The 25,874-nt window shown below is 71.3% G+C and carries 22 protein-coding genes; 9 read left to right on the forward strand and 13 right to left on the reverse strand.

The features are described from left to right. The first annotated feature begins 154 nt into the window (after positions 1–154). Positions 155–2,608, forward strand: a complete 2,454-nt coding sequence (locus tag IE308_RS08545; protein WP_190217232.1) for a DNA gyrase/topoisomerase IV subunit A — start codon at positions 155–157, stop codon at positions 2,606–2,608. A gap of 46 nt (positions 2,609–2,654) precedes the next feature. Here the strand turns inward: IE308_RS08545 and IE308_RS08550 are convergent, their stop codons facing one another. Beyond that, positions 2,655–3,755, reverse strand: a complete 1,101-nt coding sequence (locus IE308_RS08550) for a CobW family GTP-binding protein (RefSeq protein WP_190217417.1) — start codon at positions 3,753–3,755, stop codon at positions 2,655–2,657. A gap of 426 nt (positions 3,756–4,181) precedes the next feature. Between IE308_RS08550 and IE308_RS08555 the strand changes: the two genes are divergently transcribed. Together IE308_RS08555 and IE308_RS08560 are read left to right on the forward strand one after the other, a co-directional pair. After that, positions 4,182–4,742 carry a DUF6082 family protein gene (locus IE308_RS08555; RefSeq protein WP_190217233.1) on the forward strand — a complete coding sequence of 187 codons (561 nt, stop codon included), beginning with the start codon at positions 4,182–4,184 and terminating at the stop codon, positions 4,740–4,742. 261 nt (positions 4,743–5,003) lie between these two features. Further along, the gene (locus tag IE308_RS08560; RefSeq protein WP_190217234.1) at positions 5,004–5,243 is read left to right on the forward strand and encodes a hypothetical protein; all 240 of its coding nucleotides are present in this window, start codon (positions 5,004–5,006) and stop codon (positions 5,241–5,243) included. A gap of 281 nt (positions 5,244–5,524) precedes the next feature. Here IE308_RS08560 and IE308_RS08565 read toward each other — a convergent pair whose 3' ends face one another. Continuing rightward, positions 5,525–6,697: a citrate synthase/methylcitrate synthase gene (locus tag IE308_RS08565; RefSeq protein ID WP_190217235.1), complete on the reverse strand. Its 1,173-nt coding sequence runs from the start codon at positions 6,695–6,697 to the stop codon at positions 5,525–5,527. Positions 6,698–6,807: 110 nt separating this feature from the next. Here IE308_RS08565 and IE308_RS08570 point away from each other — a divergent pair, with 110 nt between their 5' ends. From IE308_RS08570 to IE308_RS08585, 4 genes are all read left to right on the forward strand, one after another. Then, positions 6,808–8,064 (forward strand): citrate synthase, encoded by a 1,257-nt coding sequence (locus tag IE308_RS08570; protein WP_190217236.1) that lies wholly within the window; start codon positions 6,808–6,810, stop codon positions 8,062–8,064. 78 nt (positions 8,065–8,142) lie between these two features. Further along, positions 8,143–9,087 carry a ferredoxin family protein gene (locus tag IE308_RS08575; protein WP_190217237.1) on the forward strand — a complete coding sequence of 315 codons (945 nt, stop codon included), beginning with the start codon at positions 8,143–8,145 and terminating at the stop codon, positions 9,085–9,087. Between the two features lie 77 nt (positions 9,088–9,164). Next, on the forward strand, positions 9,165–10,835 hold the full coding sequence (locus IE308_RS08580) for an ATP-binding protein (RefSeq protein ID WP_190217238.1): 1,671 nt from the start codon (positions 9,165–9,167) through the stop codon (positions 10,833–10,835). Then, the gene (locus IE308_RS08585; protein ID WP_190217239.1) at positions 10,832–11,512 is read left to right on the forward strand and encodes a response regulator; all 681 of its coding nucleotides are present in this window, start codon (positions 10,832–10,834) and stop codon (positions 11,510–11,512) included. The genes IE308_RS08580 and IE308_RS08585 overlap by 4 nt, the downstream gene beginning before the upstream one ends. 27 nt (positions 11,513–11,539) lie before the next feature. On the opposite strand, the gene IE308_RS08590 is transcribed toward IE308_RS08585, so the two are convergent. The 3 genes from IE308_RS08590 to IE308_RS08600 are packed head-to-tail and all read right to left on the reverse strand — an operon-like array spanning position 11,540 to position 14,315. Further along, entirely contained in the window at positions 11,540–12,601 is a 1,062-nt protein-coding gene (locus IE308_RS08590; protein WP_190217240.1) for an ABC transporter substrate-binding protein, read from the reverse strand. 42 nt (positions 12,602–12,643) lie between these two features. After that, a complete protein-coding gene (locus tag IE308_RS08595; RefSeq protein WP_190217241.1) occupies positions 12,644–13,510 on the reverse strand; it encodes an ABC transporter permease in 867 nt (288 codons plus the stop codon). Beyond that, positions 13,500–14,315, reverse strand: a complete 816-nt coding sequence (locus tag IE308_RS08600; protein ID WP_190217242.1) for an ABC transporter ATP-binding protein — start codon at positions 14,313–14,315, stop codon at positions 13,500–13,502. Before IE308_RS08600 ends, IE308_RS08595 begins: the two co-directional genes overlap by 11 nt. Positions 14,316–14,478: 163 nt before the next feature. On the opposite strand from IE308_RS08600, the gene IE308_RS08605 reads away from it, so the two are divergent. Beyond that, positions 14,479–15,171 carry a response regulator gene (locus IE308_RS08605; protein WP_190217243.1) on the forward strand — a complete coding sequence of 231 codons (693 nt, stop codon included), beginning with the start codon at positions 14,479–14,481 and terminating at the stop codon, positions 15,169–15,171. A 79-nt stretch (positions 15,172–15,250) separates the two neighbouring features. On the opposite strand, the gene IE308_RS08610 is transcribed toward IE308_RS08605, so the two are convergent. From IE308_RS08610 to IE308_RS08635, 6 genes are all read right to left on the reverse strand, one after another. After that, positions 15,251–16,843, reverse strand: coding sequence for a monocarboxylic acid transporter (locus IE308_RS08610; protein ID WP_190217244.1), 1,593 nt, complete (start codon positions 16,841–16,843; stop codon positions 15,251–15,253). Further along, on the reverse strand, positions 16,840–17,385 hold the full coding sequence (locus tag IE308_RS08615; RefSeq protein ID WP_190217245.1) for a DUF485 domain-containing protein: 546 nt from the start codon (positions 17,383–17,385) through the stop codon (positions 16,840–16,842). Before IE308_RS08615 ends, IE308_RS08610 begins: the two co-directional genes overlap by 4 nt. Positions 17,386–17,453: 68 nt before the next feature. Then, the gene (locus IE308_RS08620; RefSeq protein WP_110631659.1) at positions 17,454–18,137 is read right to left on the reverse strand and encodes a response regulator transcription factor; all 684 of its coding nucleotides are present in this window, start codon (positions 18,135–18,137) and stop codon (positions 17,454–17,456) included. After that, positions 18,134–19,294, reverse strand: coding sequence for a sensor histidine kinase (locus tag IE308_RS08625; RefSeq protein ID WP_190217246.1), 1,161 nt, complete (start codon positions 19,292–19,294; stop codon positions 18,134–18,136). Before IE308_RS08625 ends, IE308_RS08620 begins: the two co-directional genes overlap by 4 nt. Next, complete coding sequence (locus IE308_RS08630; RefSeq protein ID WP_190217247.1) at positions 19,291–19,845, reverse strand: DUF1453 domain-containing protein; 555 nt, start codon at positions 19,843–19,845, stop codon at positions 19,291–19,293. Before IE308_RS08630 ends, IE308_RS08625 begins: the two co-directional genes overlap by 4 nt. Before the next feature lie 207 nt (positions 19,846–20,052). Further along, the gene (locus IE308_RS08635) at positions 20,053–22,176 is read right to left on the reverse strand and encodes a DNA gyrase/topoisomerase IV subunit B (RefSeq protein ID WP_190217248.1); all 2,124 of its coding nucleotides are present in this window, start codon (positions 22,174–22,176) and stop codon (positions 20,053–20,055) included. 443 nt (positions 22,177–22,619) lie between these two features. On the opposite strand from IE308_RS08635, the gene IE308_RS08640 reads away from it, so the two are divergent. Beyond that, entirely contained in the window at positions 22,620–22,850 is a 231-nt protein-coding gene (locus tag IE308_RS08640; RefSeq protein ID WP_110631647.1) for a DUF7455 domain-containing protein, read from the forward strand. Positions 22,851–23,015: 165 nt separating this feature from the next. Here IE308_RS08640 and IE308_RS08645 read toward each other — a convergent pair whose 3' ends face one another. Together IE308_RS08645 and IE308_RS08650 are read right to left on the reverse strand one after the other, a co-directional pair. Then, a complete protein-coding gene (locus IE308_RS08645; protein ID WP_190217249.1) occupies positions 23,016–23,843 on the reverse strand; it encodes a serine protease in 828 nt (275 codons plus the stop codon). 180 nt (positions 23,844–24,023) lie between these two features. Further along, complete coding sequence (locus IE308_RS08650; protein WP_190217250.1) at positions 24,024–25,562, reverse strand: RNA polymerase sigma factor; 1,539 nt, start codon at positions 25,560–25,562, stop codon at positions 24,024–24,026. Between the last annotated feature and the right edge of the window lie 312 nt (positions 25,563–25,874).

A 25,874-nucleotide genomic window follows, 5' to 3' on the forward strand; every position in this document is an offset into this window, starting at 1 on the left:
ACCGGACCGGGCGGCCGGGTGCGAGCGAGCCCCGCTCCGCGTGACGCCGGGGCCGGATCCCTGTCACGCCGGGTCCCGGCCCGCGTTGTCAGTCCCGCGGTCCACAATGGTCCGCGTCAGATCCCGTTCACGCTTCAGCAAGGAGCCAGGAGCGATGGCCCGCCGCAGCACGAAGACCCCGCCGCCCGACGACGCGTACGAGGAGAAGATCCTCGACATCGACGTCGTGGACGAGATGAAGGGTTCGTACCTCGAGTACGCGTACTCGGTCATCTACTCCCGCGCCCTGCCGGACGCCCGGGACGGCCTGAAGCCGGTGCACCGCCGCATCGTCTACCAGATGAACGAGATGGGCCTGCGCCCCGACCGCGGCTACGTGAAGTGCGCCCGTGTCGTCGGCGAGGTCATGGGCAAGCTGCACCCGCACGGCGACGCGTCGATCTACGACGCACTGGTGCGCATGGCGCAGCCCTTCTCCATGCGGGTGCCGCTGGTCGACGGCCACGGCAACTTCGGCTCGCTGGGCAACGACGACCCGCCGGCCGCCATGCGGTACACCGAGTGCCGGATGGCCGAGGCGACCGGGCTGATGACGGAGTCGATCGACGAGGACACCGTCGACTTCCAGCCCAACTACGACGGCCAGGAGCGCGAGCCGGTCGCGCTGCCCGCCGCCTTCCCGAACCTGCTGGTCAACGGCACCTCCGGCATCGCCGTAGGTATGGCGACCAACATGCCGCCGCACAACCTGCGCGAGGTCATCGCGGCCGCCCGCCACCTGATCAGGCACCCGAACGCCGACCTCGACGCGCTGATGAGATTCGTCCCGGGCCCGGACCTGCCCACCGGCGGCAAGATCGTCGGCCTGTCCGGGATCCGCGACGCCTACGAGACCGGGCGCGGCACCTTCAAGATGCGCGCGACGGTGACCGTGGACAACGTGACGGCGCGCCGCAAGGGCCTGATCGTCACCGAGCTGCCGTTCACGGTCGGACCGGAGAAGGTCATCGCGAAGATCAAGGACCTGATCAACGCGAAGAAGCTCCAGGGCATCGCCGACGTCAAGGACCTCACCGACCGCGAGCACGGCCTGCGCCTGGTCATCGAGATCAAGAACGGCTTCGTGCCGGAGGCGGTCCTGGAGCAGCTGTACAAGCTGACGCCGATGGAGGAGTCCTTCGGCATCAACAACGTCGCCCTGGTCGACGGCCAGCCGCTCACCCTCGGTCTGAAGGAGCTGCTGGAGGTCTACCTCGACCACCGCTTCGAGGTGGTGCGGCGCCGCTCCGAGTTCCGCCGCACCAAGAAGCGCGACCGGCTGCACCTGGTGGAGGGCCTGCTCACCGCGCTCGTCGACATCGACGAGGTCATCCGCCTGATCCGCTCCAGCGAGAACTCCGCGCAGGCCAAGCAGCGCCTGATGGAGCGCTTCTCGCTGAGCGAGGTGCAGACGCAGTACATCCTCGACACGCCGCTGCGCCGCCTGACCAAGTACGACCGGATCGAGCTGGAGGCGGAGAAGGACAAGCTCACCGCGGAGATCGAGGAGCTGACCCGGATCCTGGAGTCCGACGCCGAGCTGCGCAAACTGGTCTCGAACGAACTGGCCGCGGTGGCCAAGAAGTTCGGCACCGACCGGCGTACGGAGCTGCTGGAGTCGGCCGGCGTGCCGGTCGCAGCAGTGCCGCTGCAGGTCGCGGACGACCCGTGCCGGGTACTGCTGTCCTCCACGGGTTTGCTGGCCCGTACGGCCAACGGTGACCCGTTCGAGGACGACGGCGGCCGCCGGGTCAAGCACGACGTGATCGTCTCGGCGGTGCCGGCGACGGCCCGCGGTGAGTTCGGCGTGGTCACCTCGGCGGGCCGGCTGCTCCGGGTGAACGTGGTCGACCTGCCGACGCTGCCCGAGCCGATGACCTCGCCCAACCTGTCGGGTGGCGCCCCGCTGTCGGAGTTCGTCTCGCTCGACGACGGCGAGCGGGTGGTCTGCCTGACCACGCTCGACGAGTCCTCGCCGGGGCTGGCACTCGGCACCGAGCAGGGCGTGGTCAAGCGGGTGGTGCCCGACTATCCCGCCAACAAGGAGGAGCTGGAGGTCATCACCCTCAAGGAGGGCGACCGGATCGTCGGCGCCGTGGAGCTGCGGACCGGTGACGAGGACCTGGTCTTCATCACGGACGACGCGCAGCTGCTGCGCTACCAGGCCTCCCAGGTCCGCCCGCAGGGCCGCCCGGCCGGTGGTGTGGCCGGCATCAAGCTCGCCGAGGGCGCGAAGGTCATCTCCTTCACGGCGGTCGACCCGGCGTCCGACGCGGTGGTCTTCACGGTGGCGGGCTCGCGCGGCACGCTGGACGACTCCGTCCAGACGACCGCCAAGCTGACGCCGTTCGACCAGTTCCCGCGCAAGGGCCGCGCCACGGGCGGCGTGCGCTGCCAGCGGTTCCTGAAGGGCGAGGACTGCCTGTCCCTGGCCTGGGCGGGCACCGCGCCGGCCCGGGCGGCGCAGAAGAACGGCTCCCCGGCCGAGCTGCCGGAGATGGACCCGCGCCGCGACGGGTCGGGCGTGTCCCTGCCGAAGACGGTGGCGGTGGTGACGGGGCCGGCCTAGGCCCCCGTCGGCGGGCCCGGCCTAGACCTCCGTCGGCGGGCCCGGCCTAGGCCCCCGTCGGCGGGTCCTCGCCGTTCTGCTCGTCGGGGTGCTGGACGTAGCGCAGGACGCCCCACATGCCGTGCTCGTCGGCGGTGTGCGGGGCGTCGCTGCGGCACGCCTCCAGCGCCTTGGCCAGGCCCTCGGTATCGATGCCGGAGCCGATGAGGACGAGCTGGGTGAGACGGTCCTCGGCGGCGGCCCAGGGCTCCGGGTAGAAGCGCAGGAACCGGCCGACGGCGTGGACGCCGTACCGGTTGCGGGCGTCGTACGGCCCGAAGTCGACGTACCCCTTGATCCGGTACAGCCCCTCGGGCCTGCTGTCGAGGAACTCCATCAGCCGGCGGGGGTCGAGCGGGGTGCCGGAGGTGAAGGACAGGCTGTCGTAGGCGGTGTGCAGGTGACCGGCGTGGCCGTCGTCGTTGCCGGCGTCGTCATGGGTCTCGTCGTGGGTCTCGTCGTACAGGTCGTCGAAGGAGAGCTGCCCGACGCGTTCCTCGCTCGGCCGGCAGTCGAAGAGGAATGCGGGGTCGATACGGCCGTAGGTGGCCGGGACGACGGCGGCGCGGTCGGTCAGCGACCGGACGAGGCCGAGGACGCGCTCGGCGTCGGCGGCCCGGTCCAGCTTGTTGACCACGACGAGGTCCGCGATCTGGAGGTGCCGGTCGATCTCGGGATGCCGGGCACGGGTGTCGTCGAACTCGGCGGCGTCCACGACCTCGACCAGGCCGCCGTAGACGACGCGGGGGTTCTCGCTGGCCAGCACCATCCGGACCAGTTCCTGCGGTTCGGCGAGCCCGCTGGCCTCGATGACGACGACGTCGATGCCGAGGGAAGGGTTGACCAGCCGGTCCAGGTATTGATCAAGCTCACCGGCGTCGACCGCGCAGCACAGGCAACCGTTGCCCAGGGAGACGGTCGAGTCGCCGAGCGCGCCGGCGACGGCCATCGCGTCGATCTCGATGGCCCCGAAGTCGTTGACGATCGCCCCGATGCGGCTGCCGCCGCTGCGGTGGAGCAGATGGTTGAGCAGAGTCGTCTTGCCGGAGCCGAGGAAACCGGCGAGGACGACGACCGGCACCTGCCGCGGGCTCGTCTCCTGCTGCAGACCCGGTTGCTGGTGCGGACCCGGCTCCTGATGCGGGCTCGTTTCTTGGTGCGGAGCCGGCTGCTGGTGCGAACCCGGTTGCTGGTTCGGGCTCAGGCTCGGACCCAAGGTGCGACCTCTCTCACGCCGACGCGTACACCGGCTCGCGGGCCGGCGTACCTCTGGGGATGGAATGCGGCCCCAGGATACGAGCCGCGCGAATGCCGGCGAAGTGAACGATTGTTAGCAGCACTTGCGGGGCAGACGTTGGGCAAGGCGCCGGACTGTGCGACCCTCGCTTCCCTCCGTGCGCCTCCTCTCCGCCTCCCCGCCGATCAGAGCCGCTCGGCACCCTGGAGGCGGCAAGCGCCGCCCATCGCTCGCCGGTCCCCTCAGTCGACCCGCATCCCGACGACCGGCGGACGGCCGCCTGAACCGGGGGTTGACATGGCCACACGGAAGACACGGGTACGAGGCCTGGGCACGGCAACGGCAGTGGGCCTCGGCCTGGTGACGGGTGCCGTGGCCACGCTGGCCGCGCGGCACCGGGCACTCGCCGTGCTGCGACTGCGCCTCGACCACCTGGAGAAACGGGTCGCGACCAGCCACCGCGACGCCAACCTGGCGACCCAGCAGCGGCTGCACTGGGAACTGCTGAGCAAGGCGATCGACAGCCCCGAACTGGCCGAGGTCCTCGACATCTTCGAGGTGCCCGCCTCGCCGCAGAAGCGCCGTCAGTACCTGCTCGCCAACGCCCTCTACACGAACCTGCTCTTCTACTACCGGATCGGCAACCTCAGCCGTGAGGACTTCTACGGCCGGGTCCGCGGCCTGATGCAGAACCCCGTCGTCCGGGAGTACTGGACCGCCACCCACGGCCAGCGGGCCACCCTGCCCGAGGGCTCGGACGAGGCGGACCTGGGACGCATGGTCGATGACCTGCTGCGCCAACTGGACGAGGCGGACACCGAGGAATGGTGGGTGGTCGGCGAGCCGCCGACGGAGTGACCGGGCACAGACCGCACAGTCCGGGGGTGCGCTCCGCCCAGGCAGTAACCTGCCGAGAAATCACACCCTCGGGCCATAACGAACGCGTCACGGCCCGAGTTGAGCGGGACGCACTGGGGTTGACTCACGCCAGATCGCGTCGAGCGACTCCACAAGAGCGACACTCACGCCGCCGGACGGCGAGTGCACCCCACAGGGCTGCCTTCTCGCCCAGCAGGCCACCGTGCGCATCGACTTCAGCCGTGACCAGAGGAAGCAACAGTGAGTCAGATCATCCGTCGGATCGGTGTCCCTCCCGTCGAGCGGGGGAGCACAGGAGGAGGCAACTGCCCTGACATCTTCGAGCTGGCCGACGGGAACTTCGCCGTCATCGGCACGGAAGCCACCGACTCCCTCGACCCGGACCTTCCCGCGGACGCGTCGCGCGCCGACTACGAGCGCATCGTGGTCATCACCCGCGAGACGCTGATCCGCGCCAAGGCCGACATCCCCGACGCGTAGCCATGGACGAGGTCGTAGCCATAGCGACTGTCGTCGGGGCGGGGGCCGGCGTGATCTGCGCCGTCGTGGCCGTCGTGACCCTGGTCATGGCCATGGCCACCTGGCGCCGCCAGCGGGGACCGGAGCCGGGGACGGAGACGGGGACGGTGACGGCAAGGGAAACGGAGACGGCAAGGGAAGCGGAGTCGCTGCCACAGCAGCAGCCGCCACCCAGACGGGAGGCGGATCACCCGGGGTGACGAGCCCCCGTCAGGGTCCGGCACTGGCCAAGTGCCGGACCCTCACGCTGTCCCGAGCGCCGGAACCTTCACCGGCGGCTCCGGCCCGACGTAGCGCGCCACCGGTCGGATGATCTTCGGGTCCTCGGCCTGTTCCAGGATGTTGGCGCTCCAGCCCACCACGCGCGCCGCCGCGAACGTCGGGGTGAACATCTCGCGGGGCAGGCCGCACAGTTCCATGACCACGCCGGCGTAGAACTCGACGTTGGTGTGCAGTTCCCGGCCGGGCTTCAGCTCGGCGAGGATCGCCTCGACCCGGCGCTCCACCTCGACGGCGAACTCCACGCGCGGGCCGCCGAAGCGCTGGGCGATCTCGCGGAGCATGCGGGAGCGGGGGTCCTCGGTGCGGTAGATCGCGTGACCGAAGCCCATGATGCGCTCACCGGCCAGGACGCGGTCGCGGATCCAGGCGTCGATGCGGTCGGGGGTGCCGATGGCGTCCAGCGTGTCCAGGGCCCGGCTCGGCGCACCGCCGTGCAGGGGTCCGGAGAGCGCTCCGACCGCGGCGACGAGGCAGGCCGCCACGTCGGCTCCGGTGGAGGTGACGACCCGCGCCGTGAAGGTTGATGCATTGAATCCGTGATCAATGGTTGAGATCAGGTATTGCTCGACGGCACGGGCCCGCTCCGGATCCGGTTCCGTCCCGGTCAGCATGTACAGGTAGTTCGCGGCGTACGACAGGTCCTCGCGCGGTTCCACCGGTTCGAGTCCCCGGCCCAGCCGGTGCAGCGCGGTCAGCAGCGTCGGCACCGCCGCGGCGGCCACGAGGGTGTCCTCGCGGCGCCGGCCGGCGTCGATGTCGTAGACCGGGCGGAAGCCGTGGGCGGCACCGAGCAGGGAGAGGGCGGTGCGCAGGCCGGCCAGCGGGCCGGAGCCGCCGGTCGCCGCCGCGACGGCGGGCAGGGCCGCGCGCACCTCGTCGGGCAGCCGGCGCAGCGCTGCGGTCCGGGCGGCGAAGGCGGCGCTCTGCTCGGCGTCCGGCAGCTCGCCGTGGACGAGCAGATGCCATACGTCCTCGAAGCCGCGGGTCTGGGCGAGCTCGACGGCCGAGTACTGGCGGTAGTGGTAGAAGCCCTCAAGACCGCGGACGTCGCCGATCTCGGTGTCAGTGACGACGACGCCGGCGAGACCCCGTGGTACCTCGACACGGGTGCCTACGGACCTGTTGACAGTCATGTTTTCCTCCCTCAACTTGATTCGACTGTCGATGATTGACTGATTCGTTGTCAATATTGATTGAATCAATGCATGCATCAATGGTCCGAGAGGCGGCTACCGTGACCCCCATGCGCGATCAAGAACCCGGCCACGGCCACCCGGGACGACGGCTGACCACCAAGGAGGCCGCCGAGGTGCTCGGCGTGAAGCCGGAGACCGTGTACGCCTACGTCAGCCGGGGCCAGCTGAGCAGCCGGCGTACGCCCGGCGGCCGCGGCAGCACCTTCGACGCCGAGGAGGTCGAGGCGCTGGCCCGGCGCAACAGGCGCGAGACGCCCGGGACTTCGGGCTCCGGCACCGAACTCGCGGTGCGCACCCGCATCACGCTGATCGAGCAGGACCGGTACTACTTCCGCGGCGTCGACGCGACCGAGCTGGCCGCGCACCACTCCTACGAGGAGATCGCCGAGTGGCTGTGGACCGAGCAGCCGCGCCCGGGTGCCTCCTTCACCGCGCCGGAGACCTCGGTCGCCGTCGCCCGCCGCGCGGTGCGGGCGCTGCCCGAGCACACCGGCCCCACCGACCGGCTGCGGGTCGCCGCGATCGCCGCCGCGGCGGCCGACCCACTGCGGTTCGACCTCTCCGAGGAGGCCGTGCTCGGCACCGCGCGCGTCCTCATCCCGACGCTGGTCACCGCCCTGCCGACGGCCTATCCGACACACCGCGACGAGGGCCCGCTGGCGCAGCGGCTGTGGGGCCGGCTGAGCGTGCGCGAGCCGGACGAGGCCTCCCTGCGGGTCCTGGACACGGCCCTGGGCCTGCTCGCCGACCACGACCTGGCCGCCTCCACCCTCGCCGTGCGGGTCGCCGCGTCGGCCCGCGCCCACGCCTACGCGGCCGTCTCGGCCGGTCTCGGGGTGATCGAGGGCCCGCTGCACGGCGCGGCCAGCGGACTGGCCCACCGCATGCTGCTGGACGTGCTCGACGAGGGCTCGGCGGCGCCCGTGATCGCGGAGGAGCTGCGGGCCGGCCGCCGCGTCCCGGGTCTTGGCCACCGGCTCTACCCGGGCGAGGACCCACGCGCGCGTGCCCTCTTCGCGCTGCTGGAGCAGATCCCGCGCGCCGAGCCCGCCCTGCTCGCCGCCCGCGACATCGTGGCCACCACCGCCCGCCACACACCGCTGCACGCCAACGTCGACCTGGCCCTCGCCGTTTTCACCGTCTCCAGCGGCATGCCCGCCACGGCCGGCGAGACGATCTTCGCGGTGGCGCGCACGGCGGGCTGGATCGCACACGCCCTGGAGGAGTACGGCGAACGCCCGCTGCGCATGCGCCCGAGCGGCCACTACGTCGGTCCGAGGCCGCCGCGAGCGCTCCCGGAGTAGGGCGGAGGGCGCCGCCGGGAGCGGGACACGGAGGCGGCCGGAAGTCGCTCCGCGCCAAGTCAGGTTAGGCTCACCTGTGTGAGTACGTGCACGACCGTCTCGCGGGCCCTCGACGAGCCCGTTTCCGGGACCGCCGCCACCGCGAGAACCTGGCTGCTGCTGGAGCAGCCGGGCCCCTGGGGCGCCAGAGCGCTCACTTCGAGCCATCTGGACCCCGCGCTGGGTCGTGCCCTGGAGAAGGCCGCCAAGGGCACGGGCGTGCGCATCGCGCTGATCCGCCGGCCCGGCCGGCACGCCGACGTCGGCGACCCGCCGCCCGTGCGCCGGGTGTACGCGGCGCACACCACCCCGGGGAACGCCTGGCTGCGCACCGCGGTCACCGACGACCCCCGGCAGTTGCTCGACCTGGACTTCGGCGCGCTCGGCCGCGGCGACCACCGGGGCTTCGACGCCGTACTGGACGGCGGTGCGCACACCGGCGCCCCGCTCGCGCTGGTGTGCACCAACGGCAAGCGCGACCGCTGCTGCGCCCTGCTGGGCCGCCCTCTCGCCGCCGAGCTGGCCGCGTCAGGGGTGGAGGGCGTCTGGGAGGTCACCCATCTGGGTGGTCATCGCTTCTCGCCGACGGTGCTCGTGCTGCCGTACGGCTACGCCTACGGCCGCGCCGAGGCGCACACCGTCCAGGAGGCCCTGCGTGGCGTCCGGGAAGGCCGGATCGTCGTCGAGGGGTGCCGCGGCAGCTCGGCGTGGGAGCGGCCGGGCCAGGCAGCGGAACTCGCGGTGCGCGGGGCGGTGGGCGAGTACGCCGCGGACGCGTTGAGCGTCGTCCGCACCGACGGCTCGGCGCCACGCTGGGAGGTCGTCGTCGCGCACGCCGACGGGCGGCACTGGCGGGTGGTCGTGGCGCAGGGTGACGCGCTGCCGCCGCGGCCGGAGAGCTGCGGAAGCTCGGTGCTGGGATCGCCCGCGACGATGGACGTCGTGTCCGTGCGGGAACTGTCGGCGACGGCACTGGCGAGCTGACTCCCTCGGGGCCCCGTACGAGATCCGGGCCACACCCCCTACGGCGGGGCGCGCACCCCCACGTACCGTTCATGGGTATGAGCCCCACCTCCCCCGCACGCCGTCTGCGCCTCGGGCTGCCCCGACGCGTGTTCTCCCAGGTGCTGCTGATGCAGGTGGCGATCGCGGCAGGGGTCGCCGTGCTCGCGACCGGGCTGTTCCTGGCACCCCTCAGCCACCAGCTGGACGACCAGGCGATGCACCGGGCGCTGGCCATCGCGCAGACCACCGCGGAGCAGCCGCAGATCGCGGCGGACCTCCAGCACACCGCGCCGCGCCCGGACGGGCCGGTGCAGCGGGAGGCGGAGCGGATCCGGCTCGCCACCGGCGCCGAGTACGTCGTGATCATGAACCACAAGGGCACGCGCTGGTCGCACACCGACCCGGCGCAGATCGGCCGTCATGTCTCGACCGATCCCCAGCAGGCGCTGGCCGGCGAAGAGGTCATGGAGATCGACGAGGGCACGCTCGGCCGCTCGGCACGGGGCAAGGTGCCGCTGCGGGACGCGCAAGGGCACATCATCGGGGCGGTGTCGGTGGGCATCGCCTACGACAGTGTCCGCGCCCGTCTGATCAGCGCGATACCGGGGCTGCTCGCCTATGCCGGCGGCGCGCTGGCGGTGGGTGCGCTGGCCGCCTGGCTGATCTCCCGGCGGGTCCAGCGGCAGACGCGTGACCTGGCCTTCTCCGATATCTCGGCGCTGCTCGCGGAGCGCGAGGCGATGCTGCACGGCATCCGCGAGGGCGTCGTCGCCTTGGACCGCGCGGGCCGCGTCCGGCTGCTGAACGACGAGGCGCAGCGCCTTCTCGGCATCGGCGAGGAGGCCGTCGGCCGCTCCCCCGACGAGGCGCTGGGCGAGGGCCGTACGGCCGATGTGCTGGCCGGCCGGGTCACCGGCACCGACCTGCTCACCGTACGCGGGCACCGGGTGCTGGTCGCCAACCGGATGCCCACCGAGGACGGCGGCGCGGTGGCCACGCTGCGCGACCGGACCGAGCTGGAGCAGCTCGGGCGGGAGCTGGACTCCACGCGCGGGCTGATCGACGCGCTGCGCGCCCAGGACCACGAGCACGCCAACCGGATGCACACGCTGCTCGGGCTGCTGGAGCTGGAGATGTACGACGACGCCGTGGAGTTCGTCGGGGAGGTGGTCGGCGACCACCGGGCCACCGCGGAGCAGGTCACCGAGAAGATCGAGGATCCGCTGCTCGCCGCGCTGCTGGTCGGCAAGGCGACGGTCGCCGCCGAGCGCGGGGTGGCCCTGTGGGTCTCCGACCGCACCCGGCTGCCGGACCGCCTGGTCGATCCGCGCGGGCTGGTCACCGTCGTCGGCAACCTGGTCGACAACGCGCTCGACGCCGTCGCGGGGACGCCGCACGCGCGCGTGGAGGTCGAGTTGCGCGCCGAGGGGCGTACGGCCGTACTGACCGTGCGCGACACCGGGCCCGGGATCCCGCCGGCGCAGCGGGAGCTGGTGTTCACCGAGGGCTGGTCCACGAAGAAGCCGCCGGCCCACGGCAAGCGGGGCATCGGTCTGTCGCTGGTGCGGCGGCTGGCCGAACGGCACGGCGGCAGCGCCACTGTGGGCGAGGCGGAGGGCGGGGGCGCCCAGTTCACCGTCGTTCTGCCCGAGGCGCTGGCCGAGCCCGAGCCGGCGCCCGCCCTGACCCTGTCCGCGACGGCCGCAGCCGAGGAGGAAACCCGATGATCGAGGTCCTGGTCGTGGACGACGACACCAGGGTGGCGCAGGTCAACGCCGCGTACGTGGAGAAGGTGCCGGGCTTCCACGTCGCCGGGGAGGCGCACAGCGCGGCCGAGGCGCTGCGGCAGATGGAGCTGCTGCCGCATCTGGACCTGGTGCTGCTGGACCACTATCTGCCGGACGAGACGGGTCTTGAGGTCGTCTCCGAGATGCGCCGCCGCGGCCACCAGACGGACGTGATCATGGTGACGGCGGCGCGGGACGTCTCGACGGTGCAGGCGGCGATGCGGCAGGGCGCGCTGCAGTACCTGGTGAAGCCGTTCGCGTTCGCCGGGCTGCGCGCGAAGCTGGAGGCGTACGCGGAGCTGCGGCGCACGCTGGACGGCGGCGGCGAGGCCGAACAGGCCGATGTGGACCGCATCTTCGGCGCGCTGTCCGCGCCGTCGGAGCCCGGGCTGCCCAAAGGGCACTCCCCCACCACCGCCGAACTCGTCCGCCAGGCGCTGATGAACGCCGAGGGCCCGCTGTCCGCGCAGGAGATCGCCGAGCGGACGGGGGTGAGCCGGCAGACCGCGCAGCGGTATCTGAAGCTGCTGGAGCGCACGGGCCGGGCCCGGCTGACCCTGAAGTACGGCGACGCGGGCCGCCCGGAACACCGTTACGTGTGGGCGACCCGCGCCTGAGCGGGGGCGGGGGCGGGGCTGGGTTGATCAGCCCGTGGCCTTCTTGACGAACTCGGTCGTGTAGGTCTTGCTCAGGTCGACGTCGGCGTTCTTGATGTTGGGGTTGAACGCCTTGAGCACCTTCTCAACGGTTTCCGGGCCGTTCGCGGGCATCACGCCGTCCTTGGTGAACATCGGCAGGGTGCTCTGGATGGCCGCCGCGTAGAGGGTCTTGTCGCCCTGGGAGTAGTCGGCGGGCATCTTGTCGGCGATCTCCGCGGCGCTGTGGGTGGACATCCACTTGAGCGTCTTGACGAATGCATTGGCCAGCTTCTGGACGGTGTCCTTGTGGTTGTTCACCCAGTCCGTCTGCATGTACAGACTTGACGAGGGGTACGGCCCGCCCAGTGCCGCGTCCGAGCCCTCGGGGGTGCGCATGTCGATCAGGACGCGGCCGGCGTTCTTGGCGAGGATCGTGGCCACGGTGGGGTCGGTCGTCATGCCGGCGTCGATGGAGCCCCGCTCCAGAGCGGAGATGAAGGTCGGTCCGGCGCCGACGGCGACCGGGGTGATGTCACTGGTCCGCACGCCGTTCTTGACCGCGAGGTACTCGGTGAGGAAGTTGGTGGAGGAGCCAAGGCCGGTGACGCCGAGCTTCTTGCCCTTGAAGTCCTTGGGCGACTTGATCTCGTCGGCGGCCTTGTTGGAGACGATCTCGACCTCGCCGGGCGCGTGCGAGAACTGCACGACGGACTCGACGGCCTTGCCCTTCACCTGGAGGTCGAGCGTGTGGTCGTAGAACCCGACGGCCCCCTGGACCTGCCCGGAGACCAGGGCGGTCTCCGCCTGGACGCCGGCGGGTTCGCTGAGCAGCTCCACGTCCAGGCCCTCGGCGTCGAAGTAGCCGAGCCGCTGGGTGAGCATCGCCGGCAGGTAGATGACCTTGTCGAGGCCACCGACCATGATCTTGACCTTGGTGCCCTTGCCGTCGCCCTTGGCGGCGGAGCCGGCCGACGCGGTGGTGGAGGCGTCGTCGGCGCAGGCGGTGAGCGAGGACAGGGCGAGGAGGCCGGAGGCGGCGAGAGCGGCGTATCTGGCGGACTTGCGCATGGGTTCACGTCCTTGTGAGGGTGCGAGGGAGGTCAGGAGGGGTCAGCTGTCGGAGCCGGACGGCTTCCAGCGGAAGATGCGGCGCTCGGCGAAGGTCAGCAGGCCTTCGGCGACGAGTGCGACGACGGCGAGGATGACCATCGCGGCATACACGCCGGCCGCGTTGAAGGTGCCCTGGGACTGGGCGACGAGCAGGCCGATGCCCTTGGTGGCGCCGATGTACTCGCCGACGATGGCGCCGATGAGGGCGAAGCCGAAGCTCACGTGGAGGCTGGTGAAGATCCAGGAGGTTGCCGACGGGATGACCACCTGGAGGGTCACCCTGCGGTCGCTCGCGCCGAGGATCCGCGCGTTGGCGACGAGGTTGCGGTCGACCTCGCGGGCGCCCTGGAAGGCGTTGAAGAACACCGGAAAGAAAACCAGGACGACGGCGGAGGCGACCTTCGAGGCGGGGCCGAGTCCGAACCAGATCACGAAGATCGGGGCGAGGACGATCCTCGGGATCGAGTTGAGCACCTTGATGTAGGGACCGAGGATGTCGGCGAGGAAGGTGATCCTGCCCAGCGCGATGCCGAGGACCACGCCGGCCAGGACGCCGACGAGCCAGCCGAGCAGGGCCTCGTAGAGCGTGAACCAGATCTGCTCGCCGAGACTGCCGAGCGCGGTCCCGTGGGTCACCCAGGTGGCGATCTGGTCCCAGATCTTCGAGGGCATCGAGAAGTTGAACGGATCGATGGTCTGGGTGCGGGCCAGCAACTCCCACAGGCCGAGTACGGCGACCAGGAGGAGCACGCGAGCGGCGGTGACGACCGCCTTGCGTCTGCGGGCGGCACGCGCGCGTGAGTGCGCGCGGTCCGCCGGTGTCTTCGCCGTGTCCACGACGGGTGTGCTGAGCAGCTCAGGCGACATGGGCGGCACCCCTCTCGCGGGTGATGCGGACCTCTTCGCCGAGGGACTCCCAGATCTCGCGGTAGATCTCGATGAACCGCGGCTCCAGGCGCACCGACTCGACCTTGCGGGGACGGGGCAGGTCGATGTCGAAGACGTGCTTGACCGTGGCGGGTCCGGCCGTCATGACGACGACCTTGTCGGCCAGGGCGATGGACTCCTCCAGGTCGTGGGTGACGAAGACGACCGAGGCGCCGGTGCCTTCCCACAGCTCCAGCAGTTCGTCGGACATCAGGGCCCGGGTCTGCACGTCGAGCGCGGAGAACGGCTCGTCCATGAGCAGGATCTGGGGGTCGTTGACGAAGGTCGCGGCGAGGGCGACGCGCTTGCGCTGGCCGCCGGAGAGCTGGTGCGGGTAGCGGTCCTCGAAGGCGGCGAGGCCGACGCGGGCCAGCCACTCGCGGGCCTTCCGCTTCGCCTCGGCCTTGGGGACGCCGCGGAACCGGGGGCCGGCCATGACGTTGGACAGGACCGTGCGCCAGGGGAAGGTGGCGTCCTGCTGGAAGACGAAGCCGACCTTGTCGCCGACGCCGCGCACCGGTTCCCCGGCGACCAGCACCTCGCCCTGGGTGGGCTCCTCCAGCCCGCTGACCAGCGTCAGCGTGGTCGACTTGCCGCAGCCGGTGGGGCCGACGACCGCGACGAACTCACCGCGCCCGATCGTGAGGTCCAGTTCCCGGACGGCCGTGTGCAGGCCGCCGGACGGGGTCCGGAACGTTTTGCTCGCGCCCCGCAGCTCGATGGCGGGGCTGGTGTCTGCGCTCATGGGGCGGGACCGTAGATGTGGCCCGTGCCACAGCAGCAGTCTTGTGAGCACATGCGCTTCTTTTGCTTGCAACGGCCTGTTGTGCTCGTTTTGCTCGCGCTACAACAGCGGAGCCGAAACACGGGCGTAGCCGGCCCGGCTGGCCTTGAGGGAAAGAGGCCCGATGATTGACGTCCTGGTCGTGGACGACGACTTCCGTGTCGCCGAGATCAACGCCAAGTACGTGGGAAAGGTTCCCGGTTTCCGGGTGGCCGCCCGCGCGCACAGCGCCGCCCAGGCGCTGGCGGCCGTCGAGCGCGGCGGCATCGACCTGGTGCTGCTCGACCACTACCTGCCCGACGGGACAGGCCTGCAGCTGGTCCACCGGATGCGGGAGCAGGGGCACGGCACCGACGTCATCATGATCACGGCGGCCGGCGATGTCACCACCGTCCAGACCGCGATGCGGCTGGGCGCCCTGCACTACCTGGTGAAACCGTTCACCTTCGCCGCCCTGCGGGTCCGCCTCGACTCCTATGCCGCCTTGCGCCGCACGGTGGACCGAGTCGGCGGCCGGGGAGTCGCCGGTCAGGAACAGGTGGACCGGATCTTCGGCGCCCTGCGGACCGCGCCTGCGCCGTCCTCGCCCGGGCTGCCGAGCGGTCACTCGGAGCCGACGACCGATCTGATCTGCTCGGTGCTGCACCGCGCGGACCATCCGCTCTCCGCCCACGAGGTGGCCGCCGAGACGGGCCTGAGCCGCTCCACCGCCCAGCGCTACCTGCGCCACCTGGAACAGGCGGGCCGCCTCAGCCTGTTCCTGAAGTACGGCGACACGGGCCGCCCGGAACACCGGTACGCGTGGGTGGCGCCCTAGCTCTCGGCAGGCGCGGCCCACGGACCGGCGTGACCGGCGAGCCCCCCCCGACCGGCGTACGTCCGTGCGGGCGCCCTTCCTACACCGCCCCCGCTCCCGTCAGCGAGCGCACCTCGGTCTCCGCGTGCTTGGCCTCGTCGGGTTCCTCGGCGGAGGTGACGGTGCCGAGCCAGCCGGCGAGGAAGCCGAGCGGGATGGAGACCAGGCCGGGGTTCTGCAACGGGAAGTACTGGAAGTCGACGCCCGGAAACAGCGATTCGGGGCTGCCCGACACCACCGGTGAAAGGGCGACGAGGGCCAGCGCGGGCACCAGCCCCCCGTACACGGCCCACACCGCGCCGCGCGTGGTGAAGCCGCGCCAGAACAGCGAGTAGAGCAGCACCGGCAGGTTGGCCGAGGCCGCGACGGCGAAGGCCAGGCCCACGAGGAAGGCGACGTTGAGGTCGCGGGCGAGCAGGCCGAGGGCGATCGCGGCGACGCCGATCCCGACCGCCGCGGTCCGCGCCACGGTGACCTCGCTGCGCGGGGTGCCGCGCCGGCGCCGCAAGGAGGCGTACAGGTCGTGCGCCACGGAGGCCGAGGAGGCGAGGGTGATGCCGGCGACCACCGCGAGGATCGTGGCGAAGGCGACCGCGGCGACCACCGCGAACAGCACCGTCCCTCCGGTGGAGTCCGCGCCGCCGCCCAGGTCGAGCGCCAGCAGCGGAACCGCCGTGTTCCCGGCCGCGTTGGACCCCCGGACCGCGTCGGGTCCGACGATCGCCGCGGCACCGAAGCCGAGGACGATCGTCATCAGGTAGAAGCCGCCGATCAGGCCGATCGACCAGACCACCGAGCGGCGGGCGGCCCGCGCCGTGGGCACGGTGTAGAAGCGGGACAGGATGTGCGGCAGCCCGGCCGTGCCCAGCACGAGGGCGAGCCCCAGGCTCATGAAGTCGAAGCGGGCCGTCCAGTCGCCGCCGTACTTCAGCCCGGGTGCCAGGAACGCGGCGCCGTGTCCGCTGCGGTCGGCCGCCGTCAGCAGCAGCCGGTCGAAGTCGCCGTGGAAGCGGACCAGGACGAGGACGGTCAGCGCGACCGTGCCGCCGAGCAGCAGGACCGCCTTGACGATCTGGATCCAGGTGGTCGCTCGCATCCCTCCCAACGACACATAGACGATCATGAGCGCGCCCACGCCGATGACGGTCCAGGCCTGTGCCGCCTCGCTCGTGCGCCCGAGGAGCAGGGCGACCAGGCTGCCGGCGCCCACCATCTGCGCCACCAGATAGAGAACGGACACGGTGACCGAGGAAGTTCCCGCCGCGATCCGCACCGGCCGCTCCCGCATCCGGGCCGCGACCACGTCGGCGAGCGTGAACCTCCCGCAGTTGCGCACGAGTTCCGCGACGAGGAACAGCACTACGAGCCAGGCCACCAGGAAGCCCACCGAGTACAGCAGGCCGTCGTAGCCGAAGAGTGCGATGAGCCCGGAGATACCGAGGAAGGAGGCGGCCGACATGTAGTCGCCCGCGATGGCAAAACCATTTTCCAGGGGCGAGAAGAGCCGCCCGCCCGCGTAGAACTCCTCCGCCGACCCGTGCCGGTTGCGGCTCACCCAGGTGGTGATGCCGAGGGTGACGGCGACGAAGGCGCTGAACAGCAGCAGCGCCAGTGACTGGTGGTTTCCGGTCACGAGGCACCGCCCCGGGCGCCGCGGGTCAGCTCCTGGGTGTCCCAGCGCAGTTCGAGCGCGGCCCGGTCCCGGCGCAGCCGTGCGTGCCGGGCGTAGGCCCAGGTCAGCAGGAAGGTGCTGAGGAACTGCCCGAGCCCGGCGAGCATGGCCACGTTCACCGCGCCCACCACGGGGTGGGCCATGAGGCCGGGGGCGGTGGTCGCGGCCACCACGTACCCGACGTACCAGGCGAAGAATCCGGTGACGGCCGGGACGACGAACCGCCGGTACCGGCTGCGCACCTCCTGGAAGGCCTGACTGCGCTGCACCTGGAGGTAGACGTCGGCCGCGGCCACCTTCTCGGGCGCCGGACGCGCGGGCGGCACGGCGCCGGCCGGACCTCCCCCGGGAGACTCGCCCCATCCCGAGGCGAGGGCGTCGTACCAGGGGTCGTCGTATCCCGCGCCGTCGGGCGCACCGAGGGCGGACGGGGTGGGGGGTTCCTGGCTGCCGGCGGGGCTCTCGGGGCCGCCCCCGCGCGGACGACCGTTGCTTGACTGCATGCCCAAGGATGGACAGAACGGGAAGATCCCTGCTCTTCTTCCCCTGTCGCTTCACCCCATCAGGTGACTCAGCGCACCGGCGGCCGTGCCAGCCCCTTCGCATAGGCGTAACGCACCGCCTGCGCGCGGTCCTTGAGGCCGGCCTTGGCGAAGAGATTGTTGATGTGCGTCTTCACCGTGGCGACGGAGACGTGCAGGCGGCGGGCGATCTCCGCGTTGCTCAGCCCCTCGGCGATGAGCACCAGCACCTCCTGCTCCCGCGCGGTGAGGCCGTCCGGCGGCTCGTCGGGCGCGGCCCTGGGCGGCTCGGACTCCGACAGCCGCTCCAGCAGCCGTCGCTGGATGCCCGGGGAGAGCCCGGCGTCGCCGGACAGCACGCTGGTGACGGCCCGCGCGATCTCGTCGCCGCCGGCGTCCTTGGTGAGGTACCCGCGGGCACCCGCGCGCAGCGCCGCGAACAGCGAGTCGTCGTCGGCGAAGGTGGTCAGGACGACGACCTGTGTGCCGGGGTACTCGGCACGGATCCGCCGGGTGGCCTCGACGCCGTCGCAGCGGGGCATGCGCAGGTCCATCAGCACCACGTCGGGGGCGAGTTCGGCGACGAGCTTCACCGCCTCGTCGCCGTCGCCGGCCGCGCCGACGACCTCGATGCCCGGCAGCAGCCCGAGCAGCATCACGATGCCCTCCCGGACGACGGTCTGGTCGTCCGCGACCACGACACGCGCGGTCCGTGTCTGCTCGTCCTCGCTCATCCCGGAACCTTCAGCGTCACCACGAACCCCTTCTCGCCCGGCCCCGCCTCCAGCGAACCGCCGAGCAGTTCGGCGCGTTCCCGCATCCCCAGCAGACCGTACCCGCTGCCGGCGTGGGCGAGTTCGCCCGGCGTCCCGCCCGAGTCCCGTACCTGGAGGGCCACTTCGTGGGCACCGTAGTCCAGCCGGATCTGCACCTTGGCGCCCCGCGCGTGCTTGCCGACGTTGGTCAGGGCCTCCTGGGCGACCCTGCGCACGGCCTGGGACGCCTCGGCCGGCAGGGCGCGGCGTTCACCGGTGACGGTGACCTCCGCGCCGTCGGTCCGGCTGACGAGGTCCCGGAGGAAGTCCTCCACCGGGGTCAGCTCCCCGCGCAGCGCGGAGATGGCCTGGCGGGTCTCGGCGAGGCCGTCGCGGGCCATGCCCCGGGCCGCGACCACTCGCTCCAGGATCTGCTCGCGGTCCGCGTCGCGCTCGATGAGCAGCCGGGCCGCCTCCAGGTGCACCAGCTGGGCGGAGAGGCTGTGGGCGAGGACGTCGTGGATCTCCCGGGCGATGCGCGCCCGCTCGGCGAGGGCGGCCGACTCCGCCTCGGCGGCCCGCGCGGCCCGCTCCTGGGCGAGCAGCCGCTGGGCGTTGCCGCGGGCCTCGGCGTCCAGGCGCAGCGCGTAGCCGCCGAGGGCGAGGCCGAGCGTGGTGGCGACGGTGGTCAGCCAGGGGTCGTCGTTGACGGTGGCGTACGCCTGGAAGGAGACCCAGGTGACGGGCAGGGCGGCCGCCAGCGGCAGGCGCTCCAGCGCGCCGACGCCGCAGGCGCACCAGATGACCAGGGCAGGTACGCGGAATCCGGCGAGGTGGGCGGCGACCGCGACGGCCACCAGGGCGAGGGCCAGGACCAGAGAGGGCACGAGCCGGTGGGCGAGGGTGGTGCGGAAGAACCCCCAGGCGGCGAGGGTGGTGACGGTCACCACCGTCGCGCCCGCGGCTGCGGCGCTCCAGCCGTGGACCTGGCCGCTGGTGGCGGCGGTCCACAGCAGCGCGCCGAGCGCCACGAGCCGTACCGCCCAGGCGAGCAGGCGGCGCGGCCGTGAGATTCCGTCCCGCCCCAGGGCCTCGCGGGAGGGCCAGCGCGTCCAGGCGTTCTCCGTCCCTGTCACACCCGCTCCTTCCTCGCCGGCCGGGTGGCGGCGTCCGCTGCCCCCGCCCAGCCCGCGGTGCGGTCACCGTACGCGGTCGCCGGCCCGGCCGCCCCGGACACGGTGCCGGCTCGCAGCACGAGGATCCCGGAGCGGACAAGCAGGGTCAGCGCGAGGGCGAGCAGGAGTGCGGAGCTGTCCTGGTGGATACCGAGGGCCGTGCCGAGCCCGAACAGGCTCAGCCGGAGGGCGATGCCGCCGGCCCACACGGCCGCACCGGCGCGGGTGGTTCTGCTCCACACCGCTCCGTCGGCCTCCACCCATATGCGGGTGGTCCAGGCCCAGCCGGCGCCGGTGGCGACGGCGATCAGCAGTTCCGCGGCGAGGAGGGAGGCGCTCGCGGCCCGGTGCTGGGCGTCGAGTATCCCGGGCGAGCGCACGGCCATGACCGTGAGGATCGCGGGCATCAGCCACCAGCGGCGGTCGTCGTCGATGCGGCGGGCGGCGAACTGGCGGGTGATGACGAGCGCGGCGACGGCGACGATCACCAGCGCGTTGACGAGCCCGGGCATCGGGACCTCCGTGAGCGGCGGGAGCCGGCGGCGAGCGCTGCCGACGCCTTCGACGGTACGGAAACGCCCTGGTCACGGGATCGGAGCAGGGGTGGAGCCCGGGTGGATTCATGGCCCGGGGCCGCCTCCACCCTGAGGTGGAGACGGCCCCGGGCCGTCGTCAGGGGCCCGGCCGGTGACCGGGCCTAGGAGGTGTCCCCCTGGCGCTCACGCGTCGATGCGCGAGCGGTCCAGGGTCGCCGCCGAGCCGGAGATGAACTCCTTGCGCGGCGCCACGTCGTTGCCCATGAGCAGATCGAAGACCTGTTCGGCGGCCTCGAGGTCCGTGAGGTTGATGCGGCGCAGGGTGCGGTGGCGCGGGTCCATCGTCGTCTCGGCCAGCTGGTCGGCGTCCATCTCGCCGAGGCCCTTGTAACGCTGGATGGAGTCCTTGTAGCGGATGCCCTTGGTCTGGAACTCCATGAGCTTGTCGCGCAGCTCGCGGTCCGAGTACGTGTAGACGTACTTGTCCTGCCCCTTCTTCGGCTGGACCAGCTCGATGCGGTGCAGCGGGGGCACCGCGGCGAACACGCGTCCTGCCTCGACCATGGGCCGCATGTAGCGCTGGAACAGGGTCAGCAGCAGGCAGCGGATGTGGGAGCCGTCCACATCGGCGTCCGTCATCATGATGATCTTGCCGTAGCGGGCCGCGTCCACGTCGAAGGTGCGGCCGGAACCGGCTCCTATGACCTGGATGATCGCTCCGCACTCGGCATTCTTGAGCATGTCCGTGACGGACGACTTCTGCACGTTGAGGATCTTGCCGCGGATCGGCAGCAGCGCCTGGAACTCGGAGTTCCGGGCGAGCTTGGCCGTGCCGAGCGCGGAGTCGCCCTCGACGATGAACAGCTCGCTGCGCTCGACGTCGTCGCTGCGGCAGTCGGCCAGCTTGGCGGGGAGCGAGGAGGACTCCAGGGCCGTCTTGCGGCGCTGCGCGTCCTTGTGCTGGCGGGCTGCGATGCGGGTGCGGGCGGCGGCGACGGCCTTCTCCATCACGACCCGGGCCTGGGCGGCGGCGTCGCGCTTGGTGGAGGTCAGGAAGGCCTTGAGTTCCTTGGAGACCACGTTGTTCACGATGCGGCGGGCCGCGGACGTACCGAGGACCTCCTTGGTCTGGCCCTCGAACTGCGGCTCGGCGAGCCGCACGGTCACCACCGCGGTGAGGCCCTCCAGGGCGTCGTCCTTGACGATGTCGTCCTCGGCGACGCGCAGCAGCTTCTTGGCGCGCAGGACCTCGTTCATCGTCTTGGCGATCGCCTGCTCGAAGCCGGCGACGTGGGTGCCGCCCTTGGGGGTGGCGATGATGTTGACGAACGACCGCAGTGTGGTGTCGTAGCCGGTGCCCCAGCGCAGCGCCACGTCGACGCCGAGTTCGCGGGTGACCTCGGTCGGGGTCATCTGGCCGTGCTCGTCGAGGACCGGGACGGTCTCCTTGAAGGAGCCCTGCCCGGTGAAGCGGAGGATGTCGCAGACGGCCTTGTCCTTCGCCAGGTACTCGCAGAACTCGCTGATGCCGCCGTCGAAGCGGAAGGACTCCTCACCCTTGCTGCCGCCCTCGCCGAGGCCGAACTCGTCGCGCACGACGATGGTCAGCCCGGGCACCAGGAACGCGGTCTGGCGGGCGCGCTGGTGCAGATTCTCCAGCGAGAGCTTGGCGTCCTTGAGGAAGATCTGGCGGTCAGCCCAGTAGCGCACGCGCGTGCCGGTGCGGGTCTTGGTGATCTTCTTGGCCTTGCGCAGGCCGCTCTTGGCCTCGAACTTCGCGTCGGGGCCCTCGCCGGTGAACGCTCCGGGAACACCGCGGCGGAAGCTGATCGCGTGGGTGTGGCCACCGCGGTCGACCTCGACGTCGAGGCGGGCGGACAGGGCGTTCACCACGGAGGCGCCGACGCCGTGCAGACCGCCGGAGGCGGCGTAGGAGCCGCCGCCGAACTTGCCGCCGGCGTGCAGCTTGGTCATGACGACCTCGACGCCGGACAGGCCGGTCTTGGGCTCGACGTCGACGGGGATGCCGCGGCCGTTGTCCCGGACCTCGACCGAGCCGTCGTCGTGGAGGATCACCTCGATGTGGTCGCAGTACCCGCCGAGGGCCTCGTCGACGGAGTTGTCGATGATCTCCCACAGGCAGTGCATCAGACCGCGGCTGTCGGTGGAGCCGATGTACATACCCGGGCGCTTGCGTACGGCCTCGAGCCCCTCGAGGACGAGCAGGTGCCGCGCGGTGTAGTTGGAACCGTCCCGCTCTGCTCCTGCCAGCAGCGCTGTGGACGACACGGACGTCTCGGCGGTCACGCGGTTCGCTCCTCGCTGAATTTCAGATGGGGCCCTGGTGGGTAAGGGCGCGGCTTCGGTCACCGGTGAGAGGGTACCGAGGCCTGGTAGAGCCGTTGTAACGCCACCCTCGTGCTCCCCCACAGACTAGTCCAGGGTCGCATGTGTGTTCGATCCCTCGATGGGGTGAAGTGCACATCACGTTCCCTTGGAGGCATGAACCATTTAGGCTCCGGGCACGTCCTCATGAACAACCGGCAACCCGGCCGGGAGGATCCGACCATGACCGACAGCGCGAAACCGTAAGCAAGACAGACACGCAATACGGCACATTCGCCGCCAAACCGGCAGCAGCCACCCGCCTCGGAGATTTTTTTCGAGGAAAAGCCACGAGCGGGAACGTTTTGAGGCTGGTTGGATGTTGACCCTGGTACGACAGCTCGTCGAGCTAGAGAAGAGGCGACGTGACTACTGTTCTGACCCCCGCGAGCCCGCTGACGGCCGCCGATCGCTGCGACCGCTGCGGCGCCCAGGCATACCTGCGCGTCGTCCTGCTGAGCGGCGGAGAACTGCTCTTCTGCGCCCACCACGGCCGCAAGTTCGAGCCGGAACTCAAGAAGATCGCCGCTGAGATACAGGACGAGACGGAGCGGCTGACCTCCGTTCCCGGCAACGCCTCCGACGAAGAGCGCTGATCCTGGCACACGACGAGCCAGCACCGGCACAGGCCGGCGCACGGGCGGCCGCCCCCGCGAAAGGGGGGCGGCCGCCCGCACTCGTCGAGTTCTGCCGAAGGAGCTCGCCCCGAGCCGGACACCGGGCAGGTGTCGCCGAAGGCCCTCGTGGCCCCGTCGGCCCCGTCAGGCCCCGGACAGGCGCGTGACGACGTCGGAGACCCGCGTGTACACGCCCGGGCTGCCCGGCCGTCCACAACCGCTCCCCCAGGACACCAGGCCGATCAACCGGCCTTCCGCGACCAGCGGCCCTCCGCTGTCGCCCTGGCAGGCGTCCCTGCCGCCCTGCGTCTCGCCGGCACACAGCATGCTCTCGGCGAGATACGCGCCCTCCTCACCCCCGGGATAGGCCCGCCGGCACTGGGCGTCGGACAGCACGTGCACGCGTGCCGCCCGCAGGCCGGTGGTGTAGTCCCCGGCGCCACTGGTGTCCCCCCAGCCGTAGACCAGCGCGGACGTCCCCGGTGTGTACGCCGGGTCGCCCGCGGCGGCCATCGCGATGACGTCCTGCTGCGGCAGGGCTTCGGCCAGGGTGAGCACCGCGAAGTCGCCGGCGTTGCCGGCGGCGTCGTAGGCCGGGTTCACCCGGACCTCACGCACCGGGATCTCCCGGCCCTCCCCGGACAGCAGGTGGGTGCGTTCCGCGATGACCTTGAGATCGCGCACCTTGGCGGGCGGTCCCCCCAGGACCTCCTCACCCATGCAGTGGGCCGCGGTGAGCACGGTGGTCGGCCCGACCACGGCGCCGCCGCAGAACTGCCCTGCCCGCGTACCGCCGAACCGGTCACGGCTGGACACCGCCACGGTCCACGGGCTCTGTGCCACATCGACCGGGAAGCCGCCCACGACAACGCTGTCCGCGGCGGCGGGGACGGCTGAGACCAGCGGTATCGCGGCGGCGGTGGCGGCCAGCGCCAGCGGCCTGGCCAGTGCACGGACGAACAGACGACGCATGCATGCTCCTCACTCCGGGATGGTCATGAGACACCCAGAGTGATCCAGCCCGCCCGGCACCGCACCCGCGCGCGGGAGCACGCGCGCCCCGCACGCCGCGCGCGACCAGCGCGAAGGCCCGGCTCCCTGACGGGGAACCGGGCCTTCGATGTCGTACGACCGCGACCGGCCGGGACAGGCCTAGTCGAGGTAGTCGCGCAGCACCTGGGAGCGCGACGGGTGGCGCAGCTTCGACATGGTCTTGGACTCGATCTGGCGGATGCGCTCGCGCGTGACGCCGTAGACCTTGCCGATCTCGTCGAGGGTCTTCGGCTGACCGTCGGTGAGACCGAAGCGCATGGAGACGACGCCCGCCTCACGCTCGGACAGGGTGTCCAGGACGGAGTGCAGCTGCTCCTGGAGGAGCGTGAAGCTGACCGCGTCGGCCGGGACGACGGCCTCGGAGTCCTCGATGAGGTCACCGAACTCGCTGTCGCCGTCCTCGCCCAGCGGGGTGTGCAGCGAGATGGGCTCGCGGCCGTACTTCTGGACCTCGATGACCTTCTCGGGGGTCATGTCGAGTTCCTTGGCCAGCTCCTCCGGGGTGGGCTCGCGGCCCAGGTCCTGGAGCATCTGGCGCTGCACGCGCGCGAGCTTGTTGATGACCTCGACCATGTGCACCGGGATACGGATGGTGCGGGCCTGGTCGGCCATGGCGCGGGTGATCGCCTGACGGATCCACCAGGTGGCGTACGTGGAGAACTTGTAGCCCTTGGTGTAGTCGAACTTCTCGACCGCGCGGATCAGACCGAGGTTGCCCTCCTGGATCAGGTCCAGGAAGAGCATGCCGCGGCCGGTGTAGCGCTTGGCAAGCGAGACCACGAGTCGGAGGTTGGCCTCCAGCAGGTGGTTCTTGGCGCGGCGGCCGTCCTCGGCGATGATCTCCAGCTCGCGCTTGAGCTTCGGGGCGAGCTTGTCGGAGTTGGCCAGCTTGTCCTCGGCGAACAGGCCCGCCTCGATGCGCTTGGCGAGTTCGACCTCCTGCTCGGCGTTGAGCAGGGGGACCTTGCCGATCTGCTTGAGGTAGTCCTTGACCGGGTCGGCGGTGGCGCCGGCCGCGGCGACCTGCTGCGCGGGCGCGTCGTCCTCGTCCTCGTCGGAGAGGACGAAGCCGGCGCTCTCGGCACCCTCGGGCTCGTCGGCGACCTTGGTGTCCTCGAGAACCTCTTCTTCGAGGATCTCGGCGTCGTCCTTCTTGGCGGTGGTCTTCTTGGCCGCCGTCTTCTTGGCGGCGGTCTTCTTCGCCGCCGTCTTCTTGGCGGGCGCGGCCTTCTTCGCGACGGCCTTCTTGGCGGGCGCGGCTTCCTCGGCGGGGTCCGCGGGGTCGGCGGGCGCGACCGGAGCGGCAGTGGTGGCGGTGGCCTTCCGCGTGGTCACCGTCTTCGCCGCGACCGTCCTCGTGGTGGTGCGCTTGGCCGGACTCTTCGCTGCGACGCTCTTTCGGGTGCGCTTGGGCTCCGCGGCACTGACCATCAGCGTCACACCCTCTTCCTCGAGGATCTGGTTGAGGCTGCGCAGTACGTTCTTCCACTGAGTGGCCGGGATCTGGTCGGCTTCGAAGGCCCGACGCACATCGTCGCCGGCGATCTGCCCCTCAGCCTTTCCCCGCTCGATGAGCGCCATGACAGAGACGGACTCGGCAATCTCCGGCGGGAGCGTACGGGATGTGCTGGCCGACACGAACAACCTCTCGGAACGTTGGAAAACGGCTTCCGGCCCCGTCCGTGATGGACAGGAGCCGACCGCCGGCTTGGGGATGGGCCGACGGCGCGGGCGGGGGCCGGGAAGATGCACAGCGCCGTCACCGGCGTCCGTATTCCCTCCGCGGCTGTCACCTCTTAGGTCATCGCGTTCTTTCCACGAGCGTTACGCCCAATCTTCGTGGCCCGAGTCACACCCCGTAAGCACTCAAAAACGTTCAGATGTGGGCAAACACGGTCAGCCAGGGCTGCGGTCGGGACCGGACGCGGCCTGCCGTCGTCCGGTCCGCGG

The sequence above is a fragment of the Streptomyces griseosporeus genome (assembly GCF_014656055.1).
Classification (GTDB): Bacteria; Actinomycetota; Actinomycetes; order Streptomycetales; family Streptomycetaceae; genus Streptomyces; species Streptomyces griseosporeus.